This is a genomic window from Acetobacter cerevisiae, from assembly GCF_001580535.1.
Classification (GTDB): domain Bacteria; phylum Pseudomonadota; class Alphaproteobacteria; order Acetobacterales; family Acetobacteraceae; genus Acetobacter; species Acetobacter cerevisiae.
Genome location: NZ_LHZA01000133.1, coordinates 15,047 through 38,108, shown reverse-complemented (window position 1 = coordinate 38,108; position 23,062 = coordinate 15,047). Strand labels below are relative to the sequence as shown.

The following is a 23,062-nucleotide window of genomic DNA, read 5'->3' as shown; positions in this document are numbered from 1 at the left end:
AGTATTCTGTCTGTACTATTCCGCTTCCTGTCCTGTCACAACTCGATATTCAGGTCAGTGGTCTGCTAAAAGCGGCTATTGCGGCGGTGCCTTATGCGTCATCTGTCAAACTTGCCTTTGAGTTCAAGCGCCGTTTTTGGGAGGAGGATGAACAGATTTACGGTGGGATCAGTTTTACAGATCAGCCTATCAGTCAGATATCCTATCCAAGCCATGGAGCCCTTTCAAAAGGCCCAGCAGTTTTGCTGGCCGGTTATATGTTTGGGCCGGCAGCCTATGATTTTGCGGGCATGACCCCAGACCAAAGGGTTGCAGAAGGGCTGCGGCAGGGTTCGGTCTTTCATCCAAAATCCTATCGCAGTGAATTTCTCAATGGGATAGGTGTTGCATGGAGCCGCATGCCCTGGACGCTGGGGTGTTGCAGTATGTGGTCTGAACAGGCACGCAAGACCCATTATAAAACACTGGTTTCGATGGATAACCGCATTGTGCTGGCAGGTGAGCACGCGTCTTATGTGGGGTGCTGGCAGGAAGGGGCAATCCTTTCGTCGCTTTCTGCCGTTACTCAATTACATAAGCGGGCAACAGGAGCGGCATGATGCGTTTTGTTCTTTTGTCGGCGGGAATGTTGCTCACTTTTCCTCTCATGTCGCACGCAGCACATGCCGATACGGCGAGTGGAGAAACAGGTAAGGTGCAGGTTATGCAAACAGGTGAGGCTGTCTATCACCATGTCTGCCAGTCGTGTCACATGCCGGATGGTAAGGGGGCCCGCAACGCGGCTGGCGCAGGTTTTCCGGCACTTGCTAATAATGCAAGACTTCAGGATTCAGGTTATCCTATCTATATGATTCTCAACGGGCGTGGGGGGATGCCCTGGTTTTCTGGTATTCTGACCGATAAACAGGTTGCCGATGTTGCGAATTATGTCCGGAGCCATTTTGGAAACCATTGGACAGACACAGTCTCCCCTCAGACTGTTGAAGAATTAAGGCCTACAGTCAAACTCGAAGAATAAAACACGGCCCTTCTGATAGCCTGATCGACGTTCTTAAATATCTTCAGTTCGCAAACCGCGCAAAAGCCGGACGGGTGCGCTGCTGTTCCAGAAAGGTCAGCATGGCGGTGCGGGCGCGTCCGGCGTCTTTACCAAGGCCGATCAGGCCGGAAATCTGGCCGGGGTGGCGCAGGAGGGAGCCGAGCAGCGCCTTGATGTTCAGGCCGCCATCCGGGGAGAGAACGGTGCCTGCAACTGGCGGTAGAGAGCGGCTGGCGGGGTCACACACCACGCGCAGCACGGCAAACGGTAATCCGGCTTCTTCCGCCGCGCGGGCCAGAAAGCCGCTTTCCATATCCAGAGCAGCACACTGGCTTGTTGCAAACAGATGCGCTTTTTCGGCAGCATCCAGTACAACGGTGTCGCTATGCAGCAAGGCGTTGCCCAGCACACCCGGCTGGCCTGCCCCCAGAATGTGGCGCAGTGTTGGGTCACACGCATAAGACGCGCCCCATGCCATCACGCGTTCTGGCAGGATGAGCGTGCCGGGAGGCAATGCCGGGTCCAGCCCGGCGGCCAGACCGAAGGAGAGGAGACAGTCTGCTCCACAAGCGGCCAGTCGGGCTGCTTCACGCTGCGCGCCGGTGCGTGTCGCCCCGCTGGCGGCAATCGCGGCATGCGGGAACACGTGCCGGATCAGCTTCGCTTCGGCTTTCAGGCCAACAAGAATACCGGGGCGGCTGGGGGAAGGCTGTGTGGTGTTCGTCATGTTTCAGAACCCAAAGGCGACGCGGCGCGTGTTGCTGCTTTCCAGATTGCGGTAGCGCGCCACAGCCATCAGCGGGAAAAACTGCTTGTAACCGTGGTAGCGGAGGTAAAACACTTTGGGGAAACCGACAGCGTTATACGGGTCCTCATGCCATTCCCCATTTTCATCCTGCTGAGCCGCCAGCCAGCTGATACCGCGTGTGACAGCCGGGTCATCCCGTCGGCCAGCGGCCATCAGGCCCAGAACAGCCCATGCTGTTTGAGAGGGCAGGCTTTCCCCGTAGGTGCCATGGCTGCCGCCTTCATAGGACTCGCAGCCTTCGCCCCAGCCGCCGTCCGGGCGCTGGACGGAGCGCAGCCATTCCACAGCTTTCACCACAGCCGGGTCATCATGCGAGATACCGGCGGCATTGAACGCGCACAGCGCGGACCATGTACCGTAGATGTAATTTGTACCCCAACGGCCAAACCATGACCCGTCTTCTTCCTGCTCTTTGCGCAGGTAGGTCAGGGCGCGTTCCAGCACCAGGCGGTCTTCCCCATGGCCCAGCGGGGCAAGGAAGGAGATGCAGCGCGCCGTCACATCCGCCGTCGGCGGGTCCAGCAGGGCGCCGTGGTCTGAGAAGGGGATATGGTTCAGTAGTTCTTTGTTGTTATCAATATCAAAGGCACCCCAACCGCCATCGCGGCTTTGCATGCCGAGTATCCACTGGCGGGCGCGTTCGATGGACTCGGCGTTGGCCGGGTCACCTTCACGGTGCAGCAGCATGCCGACCACGGCGGTATCATCCACGTCCGGGTAATAGTCGTTCCCATACTGGAAGGCCCAGCCACCGGGCGCAACGTTCGGGTTGTTGACGGCCCAGTCGCCTTTAACATCCAGAATCTGCTTATCCCGCAGCCATTTGCTAGCCTTACGCAGTTCTGTCAGCGTTTCTTCCGGGGCAATGCCTTTGGGACCGGAGGCGGCCTCAAGCATGGCGTGGCCGGACAGCCCGGTGTCCCAGATGGGAGAGACGCAGGGCTGGCAATAGACTTCATCTTCCTTATGGACCAGCAAACCCTGCACGGCTTCCCATGCGGTGACGGCGCGTGGGTCTGTATCCGGCACGCCAAGGGCGCGATACATCATGACCACATTGGCCATGGCTGGATAAATGGCGCCCAGACCATCCTTGCCGTTCAGGCGCGGTTCAATGAAATCAATGGCCGCCTTGAGGGCTTTCTCATGCGTTTTGGACGGAATGAGGCCAAGGGTAGGCCGCAGCACGCTATCCAGCCCCTTGAACACGCGGCCCCATACGGAGCGGTAAGGACCACGAATCCAGTCTGTCACGCGCTCTGGGGGCGTGACGAACAACTCACGAATATGGATCTGGCGCGGGTTGATGGCGATGGGCCGCAGGGCTGCCAGCACCAGCATGGGAGCAATGACCGTGCGGGACCAGTAGGACATGTTCCAGATGGAGAAGAAGGCCTTGCGTGGCAGAAGCGTCAGTTCCACCGGCATGACCGGCGTTGCCCGCCAGGGTACATCCCCAAACAGGGCCAGCTGAATGCGGGTGAACACATTGGTGCGCTCGGCCCCGCCGTGGTCCAGAATGGCTTCCCGCGCACGGCGCATATGGGGGGCGTTGATATCCTCCCCGGTCGCTTTCAGGGCAAAATAGGCTTTGACGGAGGAGGACAGGTTAAATCCGCCGTTATGATACAGCGCCCAGCCGCCATGCTCCTCGCTTTGCGTCCGGCGCAGATAGACCGCAATCTTCTGCTCAAGCGCATCATCAATCCGGTTCAGATAATGTTCCAGCAGGATGTATTCCGCCGGGATGCTGGCGTCGGCTTCCAGCTCATACACCCAGTGTCCGTCCGCCTGCTGGCGTTGCCCCAGAGCGGCATGAGCATTTTGAACCACACGATCCAGATCCTCACCGGAAAGCGGGGTCTTAGGATGTGCGCTGCCATCAGCGGCCATGGGGTGTTCCTTGTTACTGGCGTCTTGTTTTTATTAAGGACGACGCAGGCCGAGTGTGTGTACGGCCTTCACGCCTGATCTCATTGCGCCTTCAAGTGTGGCGGGGAGTCCGGTTGCCGTCCAGTCCCCGGCCAGAGCGAGGTTGACCAGTTGCGTTGCCGCACCGGGACGCAGGCGGTTCTGTTCCGGCGTTGCGGCAAAGGTCGCGCGCTTTTCCCACACTACGCGCTGATGCGGCGGAGTGGCGCGCAGCGGCTCTTTCAGAACCGGGTCACACGCGCGGCGCACGTCATGCCAGATGGCGCGGGCCAGATCATCCGGGTCCTGCTCTGCAAAGCGGTTCGCGGCGCTAACGGTGACGGAGAGGATATCGCCGCGCAGGAACACCCACTCTGCAATGCTGCCGACCAGTCCCATAAATCGCGCACGGGCAAAAGAGCCCAGCGCCTGCGGGGCGGCGTCCAGACGGAAATGCAGGTTCAGAATGCTTTCAAACGCATTGGGGGTCTGAAAGCCGGGTACATGCGGCGTGAGCAGGGTTTCCGCCACGGGAGCGGGGACGGCCAGAATAACGGTATCGTCTTCCGTCAGCGGGATAACGCCGTCCGGGCCATGCAGAGCGGTCACGCGGCCCCGACTGACATCCAGCGCGCTGATGCGGCTTTGGGTGCGGACTTCTGCCTGCAGAATGGCCAGATGCGCCAGCGCCGGGTCTACCAGCGTTTCAGAAAGCCCTTCCCTGGGGAACCACGGTACGCAGGCCTTGCCGCCAAGGGAGAGCGATTCTTTCACCACCGCGCCAAGCAGGGCGGCGCTGCCCGTCTCACAGGAGGTATTGAGAGCAGAAATTGCGAAGGGTTCCAGCAGGCGGCGGCTGAGTGCACCGGGCAGCAGGCAGTCTGAGACGTGCTCGTCTTCGCCTGCCTGCATCAGCTTTTGCAGGCTGCGCAGTTCCACCACCCGCATGTCTGGCACGCGCCGATGCGGCTGGAACACCCACCAGGGCATCCGCCCGCGGGAGAGGTCCAGCGTCCAGCGCGCGTCTTCCGCCAGATCAACAAATGGGAAAATGGGGATGCCGGGACCGGTCAGCGTATCGGTACCGCCCGTCATGGCCAGATAACGGAAGACCGTCTTGTTGGCGGACAGCAGCAGGTGGTTGCCGTTATCAATCCGGCAGCCCAGCTGCTTGTCTTCATAAGACCGGGCACGGCCCCCGCAGGCGCGGCCTGCTTCATGCACAATAACGCGGCGGCCTGAGCCAGCTACTTCCACCGCGGCGGCCAGACCAGCCACGCCGCCGCCAATAATGTGCACACAGGATGCCATGCTGTTGGTCTCTTTCTGGATCAGGGGCGGTAGGAGCGGGTCAGCCAGAACACCTTGTTCAGAGCTGAGGTTTCCGGACGCTCATGCAGAGCATTGGCAGACCAGCCGCGCTTGCGCAGGGCGACCAGAACGGCCTCGTAGCTCGCCCCCATGATCCGTGCGGGGAGCATGGCTTTGGGGCGGCAGGACTGCATGGTGATGAAGGCTTTCCGGAAATGGTCCAGGGCCCGCACAGAAAGGATGTTGGCCACACCCTGCAGACCGGGAGCGGAGAGCGCCTTGATGGGGTCATGCGGGACATGGAAGCGGTCCAGCAGGTCACCCGGCAGGTAGAGGCGGCCACGGGCAGCATCTTCCGCAATGTCGCGCAGGATGTTGGTCAGCTGCAGGGCGCGGCCCAGATGGTAGGCGACCTTGTCAGCGTCTTCTGTGCTGTCCCCAAAAATCCGTACGGAGAGGCGGCCCACGGCGGAAGCCACGCGGTCACAATACAGGTCCAGCGTTTTCTCATCCGGGGCGACGATGGTGTTTTCCGCATCCATCATCATGCCGTCGATAATGGCGTGGAAATCATCCTGCCGCAGCGCGAAGAAATGGATGCAGGCCAGCAGCACGCGGTCCAGCGGGTCCTGCGTGGTCCCGTGGTCATACAGGGCTGCAATGCGCTGGTGCCAGGCATCCAGAGCGGCCTTGCGCTGCTCCATGGGTTCATACCCGTCGGCAATATCATCCACCACGCGGCAGAAGGCGTAAATGGCATACATGGCGTAGCGGCGCATGGGGGGGAGGATGCGCATGCCAGCGGCAAAGGACGTGGCGGCCTGCTTTACCGTGCTTTCCACCCATGCCAGATCCGCGGGGTCACACCCGAGGGGGGTCGGCTCGTCATGCGTCTGGATGTTTTGAGCTGTCACGCGCTTTTCACCTGTTTGTTCATTAAATCGTCATATCCGGCTCTTTTTACAGACCTGCGGACATTCTGAAAGCTCAGGACCATGCCCGCAGGGCCGCACCTGCTGCATACATGATATCTGTGCGTTTCAGGGCAACGCGCCCGGCCAGCGGATCTTCCCGCCGCAGGCGCTGCGTCAGCCGGTGTGCGAGGCTGACAATGGCGGCGCATTCCATACGGAAGCGCCGGTCCCGCACCAGACCGGGCAGGGCGGAGGCTTCCCTGTTCAGGGCATCCACACCATCCAGCAGAGTATTGAACACCCGGCGGAGGTTGGGTGTGGCGCGGCCAGCCAGCAGGTCATCCTGCGTAGCACCAGCCTGAGCCATCAGGTCCGTTGGCATATAGCACCGGTGCAGGCGCTGCAGGTCGCCCTGACAGTCCTGCAAGTGGTTGAGAATCTGCAGCGACGTGCAGAGTGCATCTGCGGCCGCAAAGGTGTGCGGCACTTCCCCATGCAGATGCAGCAGAAACCGCCCGACTGGGTTTGCGGAGTACCGGCAATAGTGCAGGAGATCGTCCCACGAGGTGCAGGGCGTGCCACGGGAATCGTCCCGGAAGGCAATCAGCAGGTCGGTCGCGGTTTCAAACGGCACACCTGTTTTCAGGAAAGAGGCGCGCAGTTTGGCGGCACTCATGGCGTCCGCGCGGGGAATGGGGTCGCGCTTGCCCAGAAGCACGTCTTCCATCGCGTCCAGACGGGCAATCTTCTCATCCGCGCTCAGCGTTTCGCAGTCTGCGATGTCGTCAATGACGCGCGCATAATCGTAATACGCATGCACATGCGGGCGCAGGGCCTTGCTGAGCAGAAGGGAGCCGACGGGGAAATTCTCGTCAGACGCACCTTTGCCGGAAGAGACATCGTCTCTTCCCCAGACGGAGGCGGTATCAGTCATGTCAGGCTCTGCGATGAGAAAGAAGGAAGCATAGCCCGGAGCTTTACACGCTCTCTCCCGGTGTGCCTACTCCCCTCATGGGTAGAGAGGGTCTGGCACACAGGGTTGGCGGAAGGCCGGGTTTTCACGCACGCCCTCCGGGCATCTGCGCTGCTTTGGCCTCTTCCGGCGCGGGAGAAGGAGCAGCCGGTGTGGTGCGGCCATCATTGGGGATGGCGTCCGTATAGGCTCGGTTTTTCCAGACAACACCCCGCCCGCGATAGTGGTTGACGGCAGATCCGATGGTCGCGGCCGTGTAGAAAATCGCTACAAACGGCAGCGTTAACGCCCAGAGCGGCGAGATACGGAAGCGGCGCAGGGTGGGCACAAAGGAGCCGATGGAGACCAGCCAGGTCACCAGCCCGATCCACTGCGTCAGGCCGTGGCCGAACAGGGCGATCAGCCCCGGTGCGATCCAGACCACACCCATGGCCAGTACCGTCAGCACCAGAAAGAGCGGGGAATAGCGCAGCTGTACAAATGCTGTGCGGGCAATCATCCGCCAGACGTCAATGGCGTAAGGGTAGGGGCGGATGGAACGGGCCAGACAGGAGTGGCCCAGATAGAGGCGTCCCCCGGCCTGCTTGACGCAGGTGGCCAGCGTGCAGTCATCAATCAAGGCGCCCTTCAGGGCTTCAATCCAGCCGATTTCGGCCAGCGTGTCCCGCCAGATCAGGATTGTGCCGCCAGCGGCCCCGGCGGTGCGGCTTTTGGGATTGTTGACCTGTGCGAAGGGGTAGAGCAGCGCAAAGAAGAAGACAAAAGCTGGCACCAGAGCGCGTTCCGCCAGACTTTCACACTGGAGTTCCACCATTTCGGACACCATATGCAGGGTGTCTGTCTGCGCTTTGGCGACCAGTGTGGAAATATGTTGGGGGGCGTGCACAATGTCCGCGTCTGTCAGCACGATGTAGCCGCTGTTGGCCTCCTGCTGGCGGCGGGCTTCGGCCACGCCCTGTGCGACGGCCCAGAGCTTACCGCTCCAGCCCGGTTCCGGGTCTGCGCCGTCCAGCACGGTCAGGCGGCCTTTGGGGTCTGGCAGAGCGCGGGCCAGAGCGCCGGTGCCATCCTCACTCCGGTCATTCACCAGAATGAGGGAGAGGCGACCGGCATAATCCTGTGTCAGCAGGGAGGAGAGGGCGACCTCAATGGACTCGGCCTCATCTCGCGCGGGGATGACGACCGTGACATTCGGCATGATGTCTGCCGGTGCCTTGCCGGGGCTGGCAGGGCGGAGGATGGGACCGGCCTGCCAGAACCACCCGTGGAAAAAAATAAGACCGAACCAGATGAGTGCTGAGAGAACAGCCAGACCAAACAGCATCATCCCGCCCCTTACTTCAGCATGCCATTGTTACGGAACCAGGTGATGGCGTCCTCAACAGCCTGCCGGGCAGGGCGGGGGCTGTAGCCCAGTTCCCGAATGGCTTTGTCCGAGGAGAAGAACATCTTCTTGCGGGACATGGCCAGCATCTCCCGCGTGACACGCGGTGAGAAGCCAAAGGAGCGGGAGAGCCACTCCGAGGCCACGGCAACCGGCCAGATGATTTCCTGAGGCAGGCTGATGCGCGGCGGGGGCACATGGGCAATTTCAGACACCATGGCGAACAGGTCGCGCAGCAGATAATTTTCGCCACCCAGAATGTATTTCTCGCCAATGGTGCCGCGTTCCAGTGCCAGCGCGTGGCCTTCCGCGACATCATCCACATGCACAATGTTCACGCCCGTATCGACGTAGGCGGGCATGCGGCCAGCAGCGCAGTCCAGAATCATCTGCCCAGTGGGGGTGGGTTTGATGTCCCGCGGGCCAACCGGGGTGGAGGGGTTGACGATCACGGCGGGGAGGCCCTGCGTCTTCACCAGATCGAGCACTTCCTGCTCGGCGCGGTATTTGGAGCGTTTGTAGATGCCGATCACACCGTGTTCGTGCACCGGAGTCGCTTCATCAGACTCCGTGCCATCCCCAATCAGGCCGAGCGCTGCGACGGAGGAGCAATAAACAATGCGTTCCACACCGGCCTTCTGGGCCGCCAGCATCAGCAGGCGGGTGCCTTCCACGTTTGCGGTCATCATCGGGGCGGGGTCTGGCACCCACAGCCGATAGTCCGCTGCAACGTGAAAGACGTAGCGGCAGCCTTCCACAGCGCGAGCGAAGGTATCCGGGCGGGAGAGATCCCCTTCCACCAGTTCTGCAGGAATATCCGCGATATTGCGCCGGTCACTGCCCTCGCGCACCATGAGTCTCAGCGTGTGTCCGCGTTCAAGCAGCGTGCGGGCAACGGCAGACCCGACAAAACCTGTCGCGCCGGTGACGAGCGTATGGGCGGTCATATAAAGTGCGCTCCCATAATGGGGATGAGAAATGGAAGGGTGTGAAACCCGAACGGCTGGTTTGTTTCTTTATCCTGCCCCCCAAGGTGGCGCCAGACCCCGGGCTGGTGTAAGTGGTCGGATCACTCATGAATTCAGCCCCTCTGGTCAGGTGTTCTACGCCAGGGAGCAGGGAGGCCCAGGGGGGCATCTCGGGCAGGTAGAGCTTAGGCCTTGAAGAAGCTTACGATTTTTCTGACTTTGCTGGGTCTGGTTGCCATTACGGCGGCAGTTGCGTGGAGTGGCGTTGGCTCCGTGGTGCACGCTGTCATGCGTATTGGTCTGGGCGGCTTCCTTCTCATGGTATGCTGTCAGCTTGCCGTAAACGGCGTGCTGGGCCTCGCCTGGCATGCGGCTCTGCCTGAAATCGGGTATTTGCGCCTTCTGGGGGCGCGCATGGTGCGCGATGCAGCGGCGACCTGCCTGCCGTTCTCGCAGCTTGGCGGCATTGTGATTGGTATTCGCGCCACTTGCTCGGGCCATGGCCTGCATGGGCGGGAAGCGCGCCAGATTGACTGGCCGGAAGCAGCCAGTGCCAATCTGGTCGATATCACAACAGAAGTGATGGGGCAGGTGGCGTTTGTGCTGCTGGGTGTGGCCTTTCTGGTTGCCCACCAGCGTTCCAGCCCGTTTGTGGTGCCCGTTATTATTGGTGCGGTCTTCCTGATGCTAGGCACCGCCGGGTTCATCTGGACGCAGCGGCATGGGGGGAGCATTTTCCGTAGGTTTGGCGGCATGTTCACTCGCAGTCTGGCGTCCCAGTGGCATGACAGCATGCTGAGCGGGGCGGACACCCTGCAGGAGCGGATGGAGGCTATCTGGAGCCGCCCCGGCCGGATCTGCCTCTCTGCCGCGTATCATCTGCTTGGCTGGCTGGGTAGCGCGGGTATGCTGTGGATGACCGCCAATATGCTGGGTGCGCCCCTGACTTTGCCGAACGCCGTCGCGATTGAAGGTGTGACCTGTGCCGTCATGTCGCTCGGCTTTCTGGTGCCCGGCAGTCTGGGCGTGCAGGAAGGGGCGTATATGGCGCTCGGCCATGCGTTCGGGATTGATTCCTCCGTGTCTCTGGGCCTGTCCCTGCTGCGTCGCGGGCGTGAACTGGCTATTGGCATTCCGGTCCTGCTGCTGTGGCAGGTGATGGAAATGCGTGGGCTGCGCCAGCCTGTGACCAAGAAAACGGCCGATGTCAGCTACGGCCCCGCTCCGACTGTGGTGAAGGATTCCTGAGAGTGTCTTCAACTGTTTCTGACGCCTCTGGTCCGGATGCCGAGATGGCATCGGCTCGTGAGGCTGCAACGCCCGTATTTGATACACTTGTCGTTGTTGGTCCCGGCCTGATCGGCTCTTCCGTGCTGCGTCGTGCGCAGCAGAAAGGCACGCTGGCCCGCGAGCTGATTGCGGTTGATGTCTCGCCGGAAGCGCGGGCGCGGGTGGAAGAGCTGGGGATTGCGGACCGGGTGATGGCTGACGCCGCCGAGGCCGCAGCGCTGGCGGATTGTGTCATGCTGTGTGTACCAGTGGGAGCTATGGGGCCGGTGGCAGAGAAGGTGCTGCCCGTCATGCGGCCCGGCTCTATTCTGACCGAAGTTGGCTCGACCAAAGTCTCAGTTATTGAGGCTATCAGCCCGTTTTTACGGCCGGACGTGGCCTATGTGCCTGCGCACCCCATGGCAGGCACGGAGTATTCCGGCCCGGATGCCGGGTTTGCGACACTGTTTGAAGACCGCTGGTGCCTGTTGACCCCGCTGGACGGGACCCCGCCGGAAGCCCTGAACGCAATCCGCACATTGTGGGAGCGTTGCGGTGCACGCCTGCGGGAGATGACCCCTGCGCATCATGACCGCGTTTGCGCCATCGTGAGCCATCTGCCGCATCTGCTGGCCTTTACCATCTGCGGGACAGCGGATGATCTGGCGGATGAAACCCGGTCAGAAGTGCTGGATTTTGCGGCGTCCGGGTTCCGGGATTTCACCCGTATTGCGGCATCAGACCCCGTCATGTGGCGGGATGTGTTCCTGTCCAACCGTGAGGCTCTGCTGGAAATGCTGGCCCGCTTTATGGAAGACGCGCAGGCCATGGCGCGTGCCATTCGATGGGGCGACGAGGACTATATTGTGGACCGTATCCAGCGCGGCCGTGCCATTCGCAAAAGCCTGATTGAAAACCGGCAGGCTTAAAAGGCCCCGTTTAAGTCGGTTGGCCAAATGCCTTGATGTGCAGGGCATCCAGATGCTTGTGGTTTTTGTCTGCCATGGGGTTCAGCTCCAGCACTTTCTGCCAGGCTTTGAAGGCAGCGGGGCCGTCTTTGCGCTGATCTTCCACCGTAGACAGCAAACCCCAGCTTTTGGCGTCCCGGCCATCCCGTTGCAGGGCTTCACCCAGATCGGTAATCGCGGCGTTAAAATCGCCTGCGGCAAGGCGCATCTGGGCGCGGCTGCGCCATAGGATGGCGTTGTCTGGCTGAAGAGCCAGCGCGTCGCTGAGATCTTCCACAGCATCATCCGGCTTTTCGGCCTGACTATCCTTTTGTGCCCGCCGCAGCAGAAGCTGCGTGGTGGGGGAAAGACCTGCGGCGCGTAAAGCCTCCAGACGCGCTTCCAGCATCTGGGCATCTTCAGGCGTTTTGGCCTGTGCAAGCTGGTCCGCAAGGGCGGCAATCTGCTGTGGGCGAGTCAGTTTTTTATGTGGGGCGGCAGCAGGAGCTTTTCCGGCGGAGGGGCCTGAGGATGTTGCATCGGGTGCAGGAGACTCCGCTGGGGCTGCGGGCTGTGTGGCGGAGGAGCCGGGAGCAGACGGAGTCTTGCCAGACGCGGAGGGGGCTGCCGCATGGGGCACCTTGTCGCTGTGCGTCGGCGGTGGGGCTGTGTGGGTTGTATGGCGGGAGGTCGGGGACTGAGTTTGCCCGGCAGGGGGCTCTCCTGTTTGCGCAGCCGCGAGACCGGCAACACTCAGGCTGGCCAGAAGGCATGGGGCAATCAGAGCGCTAGAACGCAAAAACCCGCTTCTCCGAAAACCGGAAAAGCGGGTTGCACGCATGTCATGCGCCAGAAGCCAGCCGGGAAAGGCCGGACCCTGCATAAATCAGCCCTGACGAGCTTTCATGCGGGGGTTCTTCTTGTTGATGACATAAACCCGGCCGCGACGCCGTACGACACGGCAATCTTTATCGCGCACCTTGGCCGATTTCAGGCTGTTTCTGATTTTCATGGCCCGCTTTTCTCCGCCGATGCTCAAGAATTGAAATAAGGTGTGTCGGCACATACCGGCCCCGCCAGTACGAGTCAATGTTTTCCACGGAAAAGGGCCATAAATTGTTTATTCGTGTGTATTTTTACCGCGCATTTGTGCGCCTCTTCAAACAAAGTCCTGATTGAGGGGCTGTGTTGGGTGAGGCGCCAGGCTGGAAAAGGCCGTGGCCAGTGTTTTGAAATCTTCCGAGCGCGGGGAGCGGGGCCGCCAGCCCAGCCCGATGGTGCGCCATACAGGGCCGCCGGAGAGGGGGCGGCTGATAACGGGGTGTCCGCGTAGAATGCCGCCCTCCAGCGCCAGCAGCGGCACGACGCCAATGCCCAGCCCCAGCCCGACCATTTCCGCCATGGTGTGCAGGGACGTGGCGGAGAAGGTGGAGTCGCTCTCGCCCTCGGTTCCGTGCCATTCCCGGCCCTGCCGGCAGACCGCCAGCGTTTGTTCCCGCAGGCAGTGGCCATCTTCCATCATAATCATGCGCTGGTCGGCCAGCCGTTCTACCGGTACATGGCTCAGCCGGGCCAGAGGGTGGTCTTCAGGCATGATGACGTGAAACGAGTCGCGCCAGAGGGGCAGGGTTTCCGCCGTGTCACACAGACAGGGCATGGCCAGAACCAGCATGTCCAGCCGCCCGATGCCGAGCTTTTCCAGCAGATGCTCCGTTGTGTCTTCCGCAAGGGAGAGGGTGAGTTGCGGAAAGCGTGTGCGGATGGTTTTGACGAGCGGCTCAATCAGAAAGGGGCCGATGGTGGGAATAACGCCTAGCCGCAAGGGGCCTGTCAGCGGTGTGCGGGCCGCGACGGCAAGCTGCGGCACGGCTTCCAGCGCTTCCAGCGCCTGCCGGCCTTTCAGCGCAATTTCATGCCCTAAGGGGGTGAATACCACCTTTTTGCCCACCGTGCGGTCCAGCAACTGAGAATCGAGTTGGCGTTCGAGGGCCATGATCCCTGCGGAGAGGGTGGATTGCGTGACCGAACAGGCTGCCGCCGCCCGCCCGAAATGGCGCAGTTCAGAAAGGGCGATCAGGTAACGTAACTGCTGGGCAGAAGGCAGGGGAAGCACGGTCGGACCTCGGTCTTTTCAAGGGCTGAAAACGCATATCTGGGACGCTCTGATTTTTGAAACGTCTTTGTGTGGTTAATCGATCATTTCGATGATTTTGATATAAAATATTCATTGGCATGAATGGACACACCGCGCCATAGATAATGCCCGACGACGGTATTGTGTGCCGTCGGAGCTTTTAAGTAACCCAAGAAGGAGCAAGCTTATGCTGACCGTTGGCGATAAGTTTCCGAGCTTTGATCTGACCGCCGTTCCCGGTGGTCCGGAAGGCCTGAAGGGCGATTTCGTCCAGATTTCCGACAAATCCGACGCTGGTAAGTGGAAGGTTGTCTTCTTCTGGCCGAAAGACTTCACGTTTGTCTGCCCGACCGAAATCGTGGCTTTCGGCAAGCTGTCCAAAGACTTTGCTGACCGTGATGCCGTAGTTTACGGCGTGTCCATCGACAGCGAATTCGTGCACCTCAACTGGCGTCTGCATAATGCCGATCTGAAAGATCTGCCGATTGCAATGCTGGCTGACATCAAGCGCGAGCTGACCGAAGGCACGGGCGTTATGCACAAAGAGGCTGGTGTTGCTCTGCGCGCCACCTTCGTTGTCGACCCGCACGGCGTGATTCGTCACGTCTCTGTCAATGACCTGTCCGTTGGCCGTAACCCGCAGGAAATCGTGCGTATTCTGGACGGGCTGCAGAGCGATGAGCTGTGCCCCTGTAACTGGAAAAAGGGCGACGACTTTATCAAAGTCTGAGCCTGACGCTTCCCGTCTGGCCCTGCGGGGTCAGACGGTTTTCTACTAGACCGGGTTCAGCCCGTCTGCGGCGCTCAACTGCGCCATTCCTCCCCTTTTCATACGGATTATCTGATGTCGATCGAAGCTCTGAAGGATCGTATTCCCGACTATGCGAAGGATCTGAGGCTGAATCTCGGGTCTCTCGCCAATGATGTGACCCTCACACCCCAGCAGCTCGCCGGAACGTTTGTGGCGTCTGCCATTGCGTCCCGCAATGATGTGGTGACGAAGGCTGTTGTGGCCGAATTTGCCGACAAGCTGACGCCTGAAGCCCTGAATGCCGCCAAATCTGCTGCGGCCATTATGGGCATGAACAACATCTACTACCGCTTTGTGCATATGGCGGGTGGGGATTACGGCAAGATGCCTGCGCAGCTGCGCATGAGCGTTATTGGCCGCCCCGGTGTAGAGAAAACGGATTTCGAGCTCTGGTCTCTGGCTGTTTCCGCAATCAATGGCTGTGGTCTGTGTGTGACCAGCCATGAGAAGATTGTGCGGGAAGAGCTGGGAGCAGAAGCTGTGCAGACTGCTGTGCGGATTGCGTCCACAGTGCATGCTGTCGCCGTCACGCTGGAAGCCGCTGCGGCTCTGGGCGACTGACGCTGACAGATCAGGCTGGCCGCATGCCTTGAATGCGGCGCTTCAGGTCCGGCGTCTGCACATCAGCAGGGTCCGGGCTTTTTTTATGGGGGGAAATCGCTAGTGGCCCCGAGGGCAACACGCGCCACTTTCTTGCAATTGATATTTTTTGAAGAAAAGTGGCGCGAGTGACGGGGCTCGAACCCGCGACCTCCGGCGTGACAGGCCGGCGCTCTAACCAACTGAGCTACACCCGCAGTCCAGACGCTCACCAGTGGTGTGCGTCGGTATGTCGCGTCTTATAGCGATGTTTTCAGCTTTGACAACCGGGGTTGGCGAAAAAAATAACGCATTATGAAATTTTTTTCGCAGTGTCCGCTTGGGCCTGATGAGAAAGGGTCGGTCACCCCTTAACGCATTGGAGGCTCTGCACTTTATAGAGCCACGCTGGACGGAGGCGCCCTTCCGGGGGCCTCCTTATGATGCGGGAGCAGACGTGCCGGAGAGTGGCGCTTAGTTCTGCTTTTCGAAAGCTCCGGCAATAGAAAGGGTCACGTCATCCCCCACCATCGGCACATAGGTTTTTACGCCAAAATCGCTCCGTTTGAGGGTGCCGGTGGCCTGAAATCCAAGCGTGTAGGCTTTATCCATCGGATTGATGCCAGCGCCCACGTAACGCACCTGCAACGTGAGCAGCTTTGTGACGCCATGCAGCGTGAAATTCCCGGTGACATTGGCCGTGCCTGCGCCGGTCGGGACGACTTTGGTGGAGACGAAGGTGGCCGTCGGGTAGTGGGCTGCGTCAAACCAGTCCGCACCGTGCAGTTCATCCGTCAGTTTCGCGCTGGTGGTCTGCACGCTTGCAACCGGAATGGAGACGCTCAGTTTTGAGGCCGTCGGGTGGGCCGCGTCATAGGTGAGGGAGCCCGTCGCACCGGAAAAGAGGCCGGAATATTCGGTAAAGCCGAAGTGGAGCAGAGAAAAAGTAACCTGCGTGTGGGTGGTTTCCACCTGATAGGTACCGGCCTGCACATCCTGGGGTGCTGTGGCAGCCTGCGCGGTGGAGAGTGTGGCCACAAGGCCGAGTGCCGCAAGAGCGGGAGCGAAAGACAGAGAGGTCATGAGGGATGGTCCTGTTTTTGAAAGGGAAGAAAAACTCTGAAAGCAAACGCGGGTGAGGGGATGGCGGTGCCCTGAAGGCTATCTGGCTAGCCGAACCGAAAGCCGGAGAGTGCCTTACCCATCACCGTATCCTGATAGATCTGCAGACCCCGGTCTGGCCCTGCGGCTCCGGCGGCGACCATAAGGGGCAGCAGATGCTCTTCTCTGGGGTGGCAGACGCGCGCACCGGGGGCTGTGTCCCAGTGTTGCAGAGCTGCATTCCGCTCGGCTTCGGGCGCACACGTGGCGTCCGTAAGCCAGGCGTCAAAGTCATGGGAGATGGCATTGGAGGCCGGGTTTTCGCCCATGAAGTGCCGGAGATTGTGGTAAGTCAGGCCTGTGCCCACAATCAGCACATTCTGGTCCCGCAGCGGGGCCAGCGCCTGCCCGATGCGCAGATGCACTGCGGGGTTCAGAGCCTGCTGGAGTGAGAGTTCCACGACCGGAATCTCAGCCTCTTCAAACGCCAGCATGAAGGGGATGAAAACACCGTGGTCCAGACCTCGTTCCGGGTGTGCGGCGTTGGGGATGCCAGCTTTGCTCAGCAAGGCCTGCACCTGTCCGGCCAGTGCCGGAGAACCCGGAGCCGGGTAGCGCAGGTGATAGGTGTGTGGCGGGAAGCCATAATAATCATAAATCAGCGGCGGCTGTGCTGCGGCTGTCACGGTGGGGATGGCAGTTTCCCAATGACCGGAGACAACCAGAATGGCATCAGGCTTTTGCGGTAACGTCTGACTGACACCGCGCAGGAAGGCCGCCATACGGTCCCACGTGTCTGGCCAGTCCATGAAAAAGCATGGGCCACCGCCATGCGGCAGAAACAGCACAGGCTGCCGGGGCAGGGACGTGTGTGATGTCTGAGGCGGGAGGGGAATCATGCTGTGAACCGTGTCTCTTCAAGGGGCGGGTTGCCTGAAGAGTCGCCTCATAATCGCGGTTTGATAAGCCCGTATTTTGGGAAGAGATTTCACACCCTGAGCATGAAATCCGGCTTACGCGTTACGCATAAAAAAAACCGGAGGCCGCATTTCTGCGGCCTCCGGCCTGAAACATCCTGTGTTCCTCTGCATCGGGCCGTAGGGCCCGTTCAGGGAGAAGCAGGATTATTTGCTGCCAGCTGTCAGAGCGCTGCGAATGAAATCGCCAGCTTCTTCCTTCGTGCCCCAGCCTGTCACCTTCACCCATTTGCCGGGTTCCAGATCCTTGTAGCGGGTGAAGAAGTGCTCAATGGCCTTCACGGTGATTTCCGGCAGGTCTTCCACCGTCTGCACCTTGCTGTACTGCGGGTGAATCTTGTCATGCGGGACGCAGATGATCTTTTCGTCCTGACCGGATTCATCTTCCATTTTCAGCACACCGATGGGACGGGCGCGGATCACGGAGCCGGGGACCACATTGCTCGGTGTCAGCACCAGAGCGTCGGTCGGGTCACCATCCGCAGCCAGCGTGCCGGGAATGAAGCCGTATGCCGTGGGGTACGCCATGGGCGTGAACAGGAAACGGTCCACAAACAGGGCACCGCTTTCTTTGTCGATCTCGTATTTAACGGAAGATCCCTGCGGAATTTCAATCACAACGTTGATGTCGAACGGCACGTCTTTGCCGGGGGAAAGTTTTGAGACGTCCATAAGGGTTGCTCCAGCACTAAAAATACGGATGGGCAGACCCTATCTGTCACACTGCAACTTGCCAAGTCGTAACAGGATAAGGACTGTTCGGGTGGTTTTTCGGGCTCTGTACCCTTGCCAAATGTGTCTGATTGCGTAATCAGGAAGCCGCCTGCGCGCCCGTAGCTCAATTGGTTAGAGCGGGCCGCTCATAACGGCTTGGTTGCGGGTTCAAGTCCTGCCGGGCGCAGGCGCTTTTCGCCTCAGTCGCGTCCATCCGACGGTTCCTATCCATTCCACTTCACGGAGGTCATCTCATGGCATCTTATCAATACGTCTATGTGATGAAGGACCTTACCAAGTCCTATCCGGGTGGGCGTGAAGTCTTCAAAGGCATTACGCTGTCCTTCCTGCCGGGTGTGAAAATCGGCGTGCTCGGTGTGAACGGCGCGGGTAAATCCACGCTGCTCAAGATCATGGCCGGGATCGACAAGGAATATGGTGGGGAAGCCTGGGCCGCTGAAGGTGTGCGCGTTGGTTACCTGGAGCAGGAGCCCCAGCTCGACCCCAAGCTGACGGTTGGCGAGAACGTGGCTCTGGGTTTTGGTGACCTCAAAAAAGCCGTGGATCGTTTCAACGAGATTTCCATGCGCTTTGCCGAGCCCATGACCGATGAGGAAATGAACACCCTGCTGGCCGAACAGGCCGAACTGCAGGAAAAAATTGATGCGGGCGATGGCTGGGAGCTGGACCGCAAGCTGGAAATCGCACTGGACGCCCTGCGCTGCCCGCCTGCTGACAGCCCAGTGGACAAGCTCTCGGGTGGTGAACGCCGCCGTGTGGCCCTGTGCCGCCTGCTGATTGAAAAGCCTGAAATCCTGCTGCTGGATGAACCGACCAACCATCTGGACGCAGAAAGCGTGGCATGGCTGGAAAAGACGCTGCACGATTATCAGGGCACCGTGATGGTCATTACCCATGACCGTTACTTCCTGGATAACGTGACCAACTGGATTCTGGAAATCGAGCGCGGCCGCGGCATTCCGTTTGAAGGCAACTATTCTTCCTGGCTGGAACAGAAGCGCAAGCGTCTGGCGCAGGAAGAAAAGGAAGAAAGTGCCCGCCAGCGTGCGCTGGCTGCCGAGCAGGAGTGGATTGGCTCCAGCCCGAAGGCGCGTCAGGCCAAAAGCAAATCCCGTATTGCACGGTATGAAGAAATGCTGGCCCAGAGTGCTGAAAAGCAGAACGGCGTGGCGGACATTGTTATTGCCCCCGGCCCGCGTCTGGGTGGCACGGTGATTGAGGCCGATCACCTCAGCAAAGGCTTTGGTGATCGCCTGCTGATTGACGATCTGAGCTTCAAGCTGCCGCCGGGTGGCATTGTGGGCGTTATCGGTCCGAACGGTGCGGGTAAATCCACCCTGTTCAAGATGATTGTCGGGCAGGAAAAGCCGGATGCCGGTGAGCTGAAAATCGGTGATACCGTGAAGCTCGGCTATGTTGATCAGTCCCGTGATGATCTGGACCCCAACAAGACCGTGTGGGAAGAAATTTCCGGCGGCACGGATGTCATCTATCTCGGCAAGCGCGCTGTGCCGTCCCGCGCTTATGTGGGGGCGTTCAACTTCAAAGGGTCCGACCAGCAGAAAAAAGTCGGCATCCTCTCCGGTGGTGAGCGTAACCGCGTGCATCTGGCTAAAATGCTGCGGCAGGAAAGCAACGTGCTGCTGCTGGATGAACCGACCAACGATCTGGACGTCGATACCCTGCGTGCGCTGGAAGAGGCTCTGGGCGAATTCCCGGGCTGCGCCGTGGTCATTACCCATGACCGCTGGTTCCTTGACCGTCTGGCAACCCATATTCTGGCGTTTGAAGGGGATTCTCACGTCGAATGGTTTGAAGGGAACTTCCAGGCTTATGAGGAAGACAAGCGCCGTCGCCTTGGCCCGGATGCCACGGAACCTGGCCGCATTCGTTACCGGCCAATCTCCCGCTGATCAGGCTGGGTGGATGTCTGATGCGGCATCCATCATCTGAAGCGCTTTCAAAACAGAAAAACAGGCCACGCTGCCGGAGAGTACTCCGGTGGCGTTTCTGCGTTCTGGCGAAGGTCTCGTCATGCTGACGGCGCGCTCAGTCAGAACAGGACGGCTCATGCTGCAACCTGTCACATGGCGCGATATGGATGACATGGCGTCATTGAAAGCTGATGGCGGGGCGTTTGGTCAGATGCTGGGGGGTGTGTGTACCCGCCAGCAGGCCGAGCGGGAAATGGCCGATGATATCGCCTTCTGGGCCTGCCACAGGGTTGGGATTTTCACCATTCGGGAAAAGGATCGGTTTGTCGGCATGACCGGCATTCATGATCGGCCAGACGGACGCGGCTTCGGGCTGCGCTTTGCCCTGTATCCGTGGGCCAGCGGGCGTGGCATTGCGCGGGAAGCGGCCAATGCGGCCCTGAACTTTACGCATGATGCCGGGGTAAAACGGGTGATTGCTGTTGCCAAGGAAAGCAATCTGGCCTCCCGCACCATTCTCGGCGGGATTGGCATGCATGTGTATGAGACCTTCCCGCGGGATGGCCAGACCATGCTGGTTTATGAGAGCGTGCGCGGCTAAAGGCGCGGACTGTGCAGGAAGTTGATGACAGGCTGTGAGCCATAAAAAAGGGCACCCCGAGAGGTGCCCTTTTTAGTCATTCCTGTTCCTACCGCTTAGTTGGCAGCAGGTGCGGAATGATGCTCAATCTGGCGCTTCAGGGCGCTCAGCAAGGCATCAATGTTGCCGCCGTTGCGGGCGATGTAGGAGGAGTAATCCTGCCGCTGCGTCAGACGCAGGCTGGCACCTTCCCCAACCACATCCACCACCTTCGGGCTGCCGCCGGCATGGCCGACAATCCACTGCATGGAAGCCGGGGGCTGCTGCGGGCGGATCAGCGTGGCTTCCACAGAGTCATCGTCACCAGATTTGGTGATGGTGCCAATGGTGAAGCTCACACCGCGATAATCGCCCAGCTTGTCGGTAATGGCGTTGACCAGAACCTCATGGAACAGCCCGAGATACTGCTTCTGCTGTTCCGGCGTAGCCAGCTTCCAGTAACGGCCCAGGCAGTAGCGGCCAATGGCATCAATATCCACATCCTGCTGGATCAGCGGCAGAACACGGGCCTTTTTTTCCGACAGGGAAACCTGGCTGTTCACGATCGCAACCAGCTTGGAGCCGAAGGATTCAATGAACTGACGGGTGCCTTCAGCGGCACGGGCAGGCAGAACAAAAAGACTGCCAGCACAAAGGAGCGCAAGGGCGCCTGTCACAAGGCGACGGCTGGAAAGAAATTTCATGTCGGCGCTATCCTTGTTGCTTTTTAGTGGTACCAAGCTGGCACGGTGGCGCGGTTATCATTCTTGATCGCCTCAGCCTGTGCCTTCCGCTGCTGCTGATAGGCGCTGCGGATTGTTGCGTAAGGGTCCAGTGCATCACGCTGCAGGGCATCCAGCTCATCCAGATGCGTGGAGCGACCATGCACAACGCCCATCATGTTATAGGCCCAGTTGAAGCTGATCAGCCCATAGCCACGCGGGACGTAGTTCCAGGGGGAGAGGCCCTGATCAATCCCGTAGCCGATCCCATCACGGATGGAGGAGGGGCCCATAGGCAGGAACAGATACGGGCCTGAGGGGATACCCCAGTTGGCCAGTGTCATGCCGGCATCATTATCATGATGCGGATACCCGGCCATTTTGGCGACATCGATCAGCCCGCCAATACCCACGGACATGTTGATGCACCAGCGTACGAAGGAATCACCCGCACGGCGGGGCTTGCCTGCACCCACGTCGTTAAAGAACACGGAGGGTTCATTCATGGTGGTGATCATGTTGCCCAGAGAATTCCGGACAGGGCGCGGCACGGCCCACACATAGGCTTTGGCGACCGGGCGCAGCGCCCAGTGGTCGAACGTCATGGTCAGGTTATAGACCTTGCGGTTCAGCGGCTCGTAGGGGTCGTTTGCCTGCTTGTATTCCTCAAGGGCGTCCGGGTCTTTGGGGACGGGGGCCTTGATGGCGCTGCACCCCGTCAGGGCGACAAGAGTTGCGACCAGTAAAGAGCTGCGTGAGGAAAAACGGCGCTGGGCCGAAGAGCCTTCCCGAGTCTGACCCGCATGTGTCTGACCGCGAGGGCGGAGCCGTGCACCGTTCCGTCCTGAATTCATTGCCGCGTTTACCTTCACCCTGTGACGCACCAGTAAAACCTGACCTAAAGGCAGGAGTCTTCTGCTGCCCTCTCTACCACGAGAAACGTTCTGCGCAATGCAGGTCATCCCTGCATGAGAGGCAGGGGAGCAGAAAAGAAGCGCTGCTTAGGCCTTTTGGTTTAACGGATGTGTCAATTTTTCCAATATTGTTGCGCGAATGCCGCACCGCTGGCACTTACAGGCCACGATCCCGTTTGATCATATCCCATGCGGCGTTGATGCGGGAAATTTTGGCCGAAGCTTCGGCAATTTCAGCTGGCGAGGCCTTGCGAGACGCCATCACATCCGGGTGATATTGCCGCACCAGCACCTTCCAGCGGGCGCGCAGTTCCTCGTTGGAGAGGGAGGCATCCACGCCCATCACCACGTAGGCGTCTTCTTCCGCCATTGCCGGGCGGGATCGGCCTTGCTCGGCTCGTTCCCACGCGCCACGGCTCAGGCCGAAAAGTGCATGCACGCGCTGCAGGAACTTGGTTTCTTCTTTGGTCAGCGGTTCATCAGCAGCCAGATCCGCGCGGGCAATGCCGAAGAGCACGCCCATCAGGTCTTCCAGCGGCTGCTTATCCTGCGCGTAGGCTGTGCCGAGTTCCCGGGCGAAGGATTCGTAATCGTCCGTTCTCTGGCGGGCGAGGTCAAACAGGCGGCCAACTTCGCGCATGTTTTCATCCGGCACCCGGAAGCGCATTTTGAAGGCGTCGATTTCCCGACGGTTCACCGGCGCATCGCACTTGGCCAGCTTGGCGCAAAGAATGATGCTCGTCAGGCCGTAGAGCTGTTCTTTCTTGCCCAGAGCCGCTGCCAGCTTGGCGGCCATGAACGTCGCCGCGCCATTTGGATCGGGATTTGCACGGGCGGCCCAGCGGTCACTCCACCCCCCGGTAGGAGGCTGAAGCAGCGTGCCTTTATCTGCGGCATGCCCCAGTGCTGTGCCCAAAGCTGCGCCAACAGGTCCGCCCATGGCAAAACCTGCGACACCACCAAAAATCTTACCCCATATCGCCATGTTGCCTGCTTAGCATTGTCTGGGCTG

24 protein-coding genes and 2 tRNA genes are annotated in these 23,062 nt (G+C 60.0%); 9 read left to right on the top strand and 17 right to left on the bottom strand.

The genetic code is table 11. From position 1 onward, the window contains the following. Both AD928_RS05645 and AD928_RS05640 read left to right on the top strand, forming a co-directional pair. Positions 1-599: flavin monoamine oxidase family protein (locus tag AD928_RS05645; RefSeq protein WP_209436664.1), on the top strand; the 599-nt coding region annotated here is incomplete at its 5' end. After that, positions 596-1,018 carry a c-type cytochrome gene (locus tag AD928_RS05640; RefSeq protein ID WP_082779759.1) on the top strand — a complete coding sequence of 141 codons (423 nt, stop codon included), beginning with the start codon at positions 596-598 and terminating at the stop codon, positions 1,016-1,018. The genes AD928_RS05645 and AD928_RS05640, both read left to right, overlap by 4 nt. Before the next feature lie 43 nt (positions 1,019-1,061). On the opposite strand, the gene AD928_RS05635 is transcribed toward AD928_RS05640, so the two are convergent. The 7 genes from AD928_RS05635 to hpnA all read right to left on the bottom strand — a co-directional run bounded on the left by AD928_RS05635 (position 1,062) and on the right by hpnA (position 9,287). Then, positions 1,062-1,766: a phosphorylase family protein gene (locus AD928_RS05635; RefSeq protein ID WP_062248953.1), complete on the bottom strand. Its 705-nt coding sequence runs from the start codon at positions 1,764-1,766 to the stop codon at positions 1,062-1,064. A gap of 3 nt (positions 1,767-1,769) precedes the next feature. Beyond that, positions 1,770-3,740 (bottom strand): squalene--hopene cyclase, encoded by a 1,971-nt coding sequence (gene shc, locus AD928_RS05630; RefSeq protein ID WP_062248950.1) that lies wholly within the window; start codon positions 3,738-3,740, stop codon positions 1,770-1,772. Positions 3,741-3,773: 33 nt separating this feature from the next. Further along, a complete protein-coding gene (gene hpnE, locus AD928_RS05625; RefSeq protein WP_062248948.1) occupies positions 3,774-5,069 on the bottom strand; it encodes a hydroxysqualene dehydroxylase HpnE in 1,296 nt (431 codons plus the stop codon). Between the two features lie 20 nt (positions 5,070-5,089). Further along, the gene (gene hpnD / locus AD928_RS05620; protein ID WP_062248946.1) at positions 5,090-5,983 is read right to left on the bottom strand and encodes a presqualene diphosphate synthase HpnD; all 894 of its coding nucleotides are present in this window, start codon (positions 5,981-5,983) and stop codon (positions 5,090-5,092) included. A gap of 73 nt (positions 5,984-6,056) precedes the next feature. Next, the gene (gene hpnC / locus AD928_RS05615; protein ID WP_062142013.1) at positions 6,057-6,917 is read right to left on the bottom strand and encodes a squalene synthase HpnC; all 861 of its coding nucleotides are present in this window, start codon (positions 6,915-6,917) and stop codon (positions 6,057-6,059) included. 124 nt (positions 6,918-7,041) lie between these two features. After that, positions 7,042-8,280: a glycosyltransferase gene (locus AD928_RS05610; RefSeq protein ID WP_062248962.1), complete on the bottom strand. Its 1,239-nt coding sequence runs from the start codon at positions 8,278-8,280 to the stop codon at positions 7,042-7,044. Positions 8,281-8,291: 11 nt separating this feature from the next. Then, a complete protein-coding gene (gene hpnA / locus AD928_RS05605) occupies positions 8,292-9,287 on the bottom strand; it encodes a hopanoid-associated sugar epimerase (RefSeq protein WP_061501495.1) in 996 nt (331 codons plus the stop codon). A gap of 213 nt (positions 9,288-9,500) precedes the next feature. On the opposite strand from hpnA, the gene AD928_RS05600 reads away from it, so the two are divergent. Next, positions 9,501-10,556 (top strand): lysylphosphatidylglycerol synthase domain-containing protein, encoded by a 1,056-nt coding sequence (locus AD928_RS05600; RefSeq protein WP_062248945.1) that lies wholly within the window; start codon positions 9,501-9,503, stop codon positions 10,554-10,556. Between the two features lie 44 nt (positions 10,557-10,600). Beyond that, on the top strand, positions 10,601-11,506 hold the full coding sequence (locus tag AD928_RS05595) for a prephenate/arogenate dehydrogenase family protein (protein ID WP_062248959.1): 906 nt from the start codon (positions 10,601-10,603) through the stop codon (positions 11,504-11,506). 10 nt (positions 11,507-11,516) lie between these two features. On the opposite strand, the gene AD928_RS05590 is transcribed toward AD928_RS05595, so the two are convergent. From AD928_RS05590 to AD928_RS05580, 3 genes are all read right to left on the bottom strand, one after another. Further along, entirely contained in the window at positions 11,517-12,323 is an 807-nt protein-coding gene (locus tag AD928_RS05590; protein ID WP_233419964.1) for a tetratricopeptide repeat protein, read from the bottom strand. 87 nt (positions 12,324-12,410) lie between these two features. Then, positions 12,411-12,536, bottom strand: coding sequence for a type B 50S ribosomal protein L36 (gene ykgO / locus AD928_RS05585; RefSeq protein WP_003625637.1), 126 nt, complete (start codon positions 12,534-12,536; stop codon positions 12,411-12,413). A gap of 147 nt (positions 12,537-12,683) precedes the next feature. Next, positions 12,684-13,637, bottom strand: a complete 954-nt coding sequence (locus tag AD928_RS05580) for a hydrogen peroxide-inducible genes activator (RefSeq protein ID WP_062248943.1) — start codon at positions 13,635-13,637, stop codon at positions 12,684-12,686. A gap of 208 nt (positions 13,638-13,845) precedes the next feature. On the opposite strand from AD928_RS05580, the gene AD928_RS05575 reads away from it, so the two are divergent. Then, entirely contained in the window at positions 13,846-14,388 is a 543-nt protein-coding gene (locus AD928_RS05575; protein ID WP_062142008.1) for a peroxiredoxin, read from the top strand. A gap of 114 nt (positions 14,389-14,502) precedes the next feature. Beyond that, complete coding sequence (locus AD928_RS05570) at positions 14,503-15,030, top strand: alkylhydroperoxidase, AhpD family (RefSeq protein ID WP_062248942.1); 528 nt, start codon at positions 14,503-14,505, stop codon at positions 15,028-15,030. 159 nt (positions 15,031-15,189) lie between these two features. Here AD928_RS05570 and AD928_RS05565 read toward each other — a convergent pair. From AD928_RS05565 to ppa, 4 genes are all read right to left on the bottom strand, one after another. Next, positions 15,190-15,266: transfer RNA gene (locus AD928_RS05565), tRNA-Asp, on the bottom strand. Positions 15,267-15,522: 256 nt separating this feature from the next. Beyond that, on the bottom strand, positions 15,523-16,131 hold the full coding sequence (locus AD928_RS05560) for a YceI family protein (protein ID WP_062248940.1): 609 nt from the start codon (positions 16,129-16,131) through the stop codon (positions 15,523-15,525). Between the two features lie 86 nt (positions 16,132-16,217). Next, a complete protein-coding gene (locus AD928_RS05555) occupies positions 16,218-17,048 on the bottom strand; it encodes a DODA-type extradiol aromatic ring-opening family dioxygenase (protein ID WP_062248938.1) in 831 nt (276 codons plus the stop codon). Between the two features lie 225 nt (positions 17,049-17,273). Further along, positions 17,274-17,798 carry an inorganic diphosphatase gene (ppa, locus tag AD928_RS05550; protein ID WP_043551348.1) on the bottom strand — a complete coding sequence of 175 codons (525 nt, stop codon included), beginning with the start codon at positions 17,796-17,798 and terminating at the stop codon, positions 17,274-17,276. 155 nt (positions 17,799-17,953) lie between these two features. Here ppa and AD928_RS05545 point away from each other — a divergent pair. The 3 genes from AD928_RS05545 (at position 17,954) to AD928_RS05535 (ending at position 20,396) form a co-directional block, all read left to right on the top strand. After that, positions 17,954-18,027, top strand: a tRNA-Ile gene (locus tag AD928_RS05545). 67 nt (positions 18,028-18,094) lie between these two features. Continuing rightward, positions 18,095-19,774, top strand: coding sequence for an energy-dependent translational throttle protein EttA (ettA, locus tag AD928_RS05540; protein WP_062142004.1), 1,680 nt, complete (start codon positions 18,095-18,097; stop codon positions 19,772-19,774). A 124-nt stretch (positions 19,775-19,898) separates the two neighbouring features. Beyond that, on the top strand, positions 19,899-20,396 hold the full coding sequence (locus AD928_RS05535; protein ID WP_062142032.1) for a GNAT family N-acetyltransferase: 498 nt from the start codon (positions 19,899-19,901) through the stop codon (positions 20,394-20,396). A gap of 95 nt (positions 20,397-20,491) precedes the next feature. On the opposite strand, the gene AD928_RS05530 is transcribed toward AD928_RS05535, so the two are convergent. The 3 genes from AD928_RS05530 to AD928_RS05520 all read right to left on the bottom strand — a co-directional run bounded on the left by AD928_RS05530 (position 20,492) and on the right by AD928_RS05520 (position 23,035). Continuing rightward, positions 20,492-21,118, bottom strand: coding sequence for an MlaC/ttg2D family ABC transporter substrate-binding protein (locus tag AD928_RS05530; RefSeq protein WP_062248936.1), 627 nt, complete (start codon positions 21,116-21,118; stop codon positions 20,492-20,494). A 23-nt stretch (positions 21,119-21,141) separates the two neighbouring features. Beyond that, a complete protein-coding gene (locus tag AD928_RS05525; protein WP_062142002.1) occupies positions 21,142-21,990 on the bottom strand; it encodes an MlaA family lipoprotein in 849 nt (282 codons plus the stop codon). Between the two features lie 217 nt (positions 21,991-22,207). Further along, a complete protein-coding gene (locus tag AD928_RS05520) occupies positions 22,208-23,035 on the bottom strand; it encodes a TerB family tellurite resistance protein (protein WP_062142001.1) in 828 nt (275 codons plus the stop codon). Positions 23,036-23,062 lie beyond the last annotated feature (27 nt).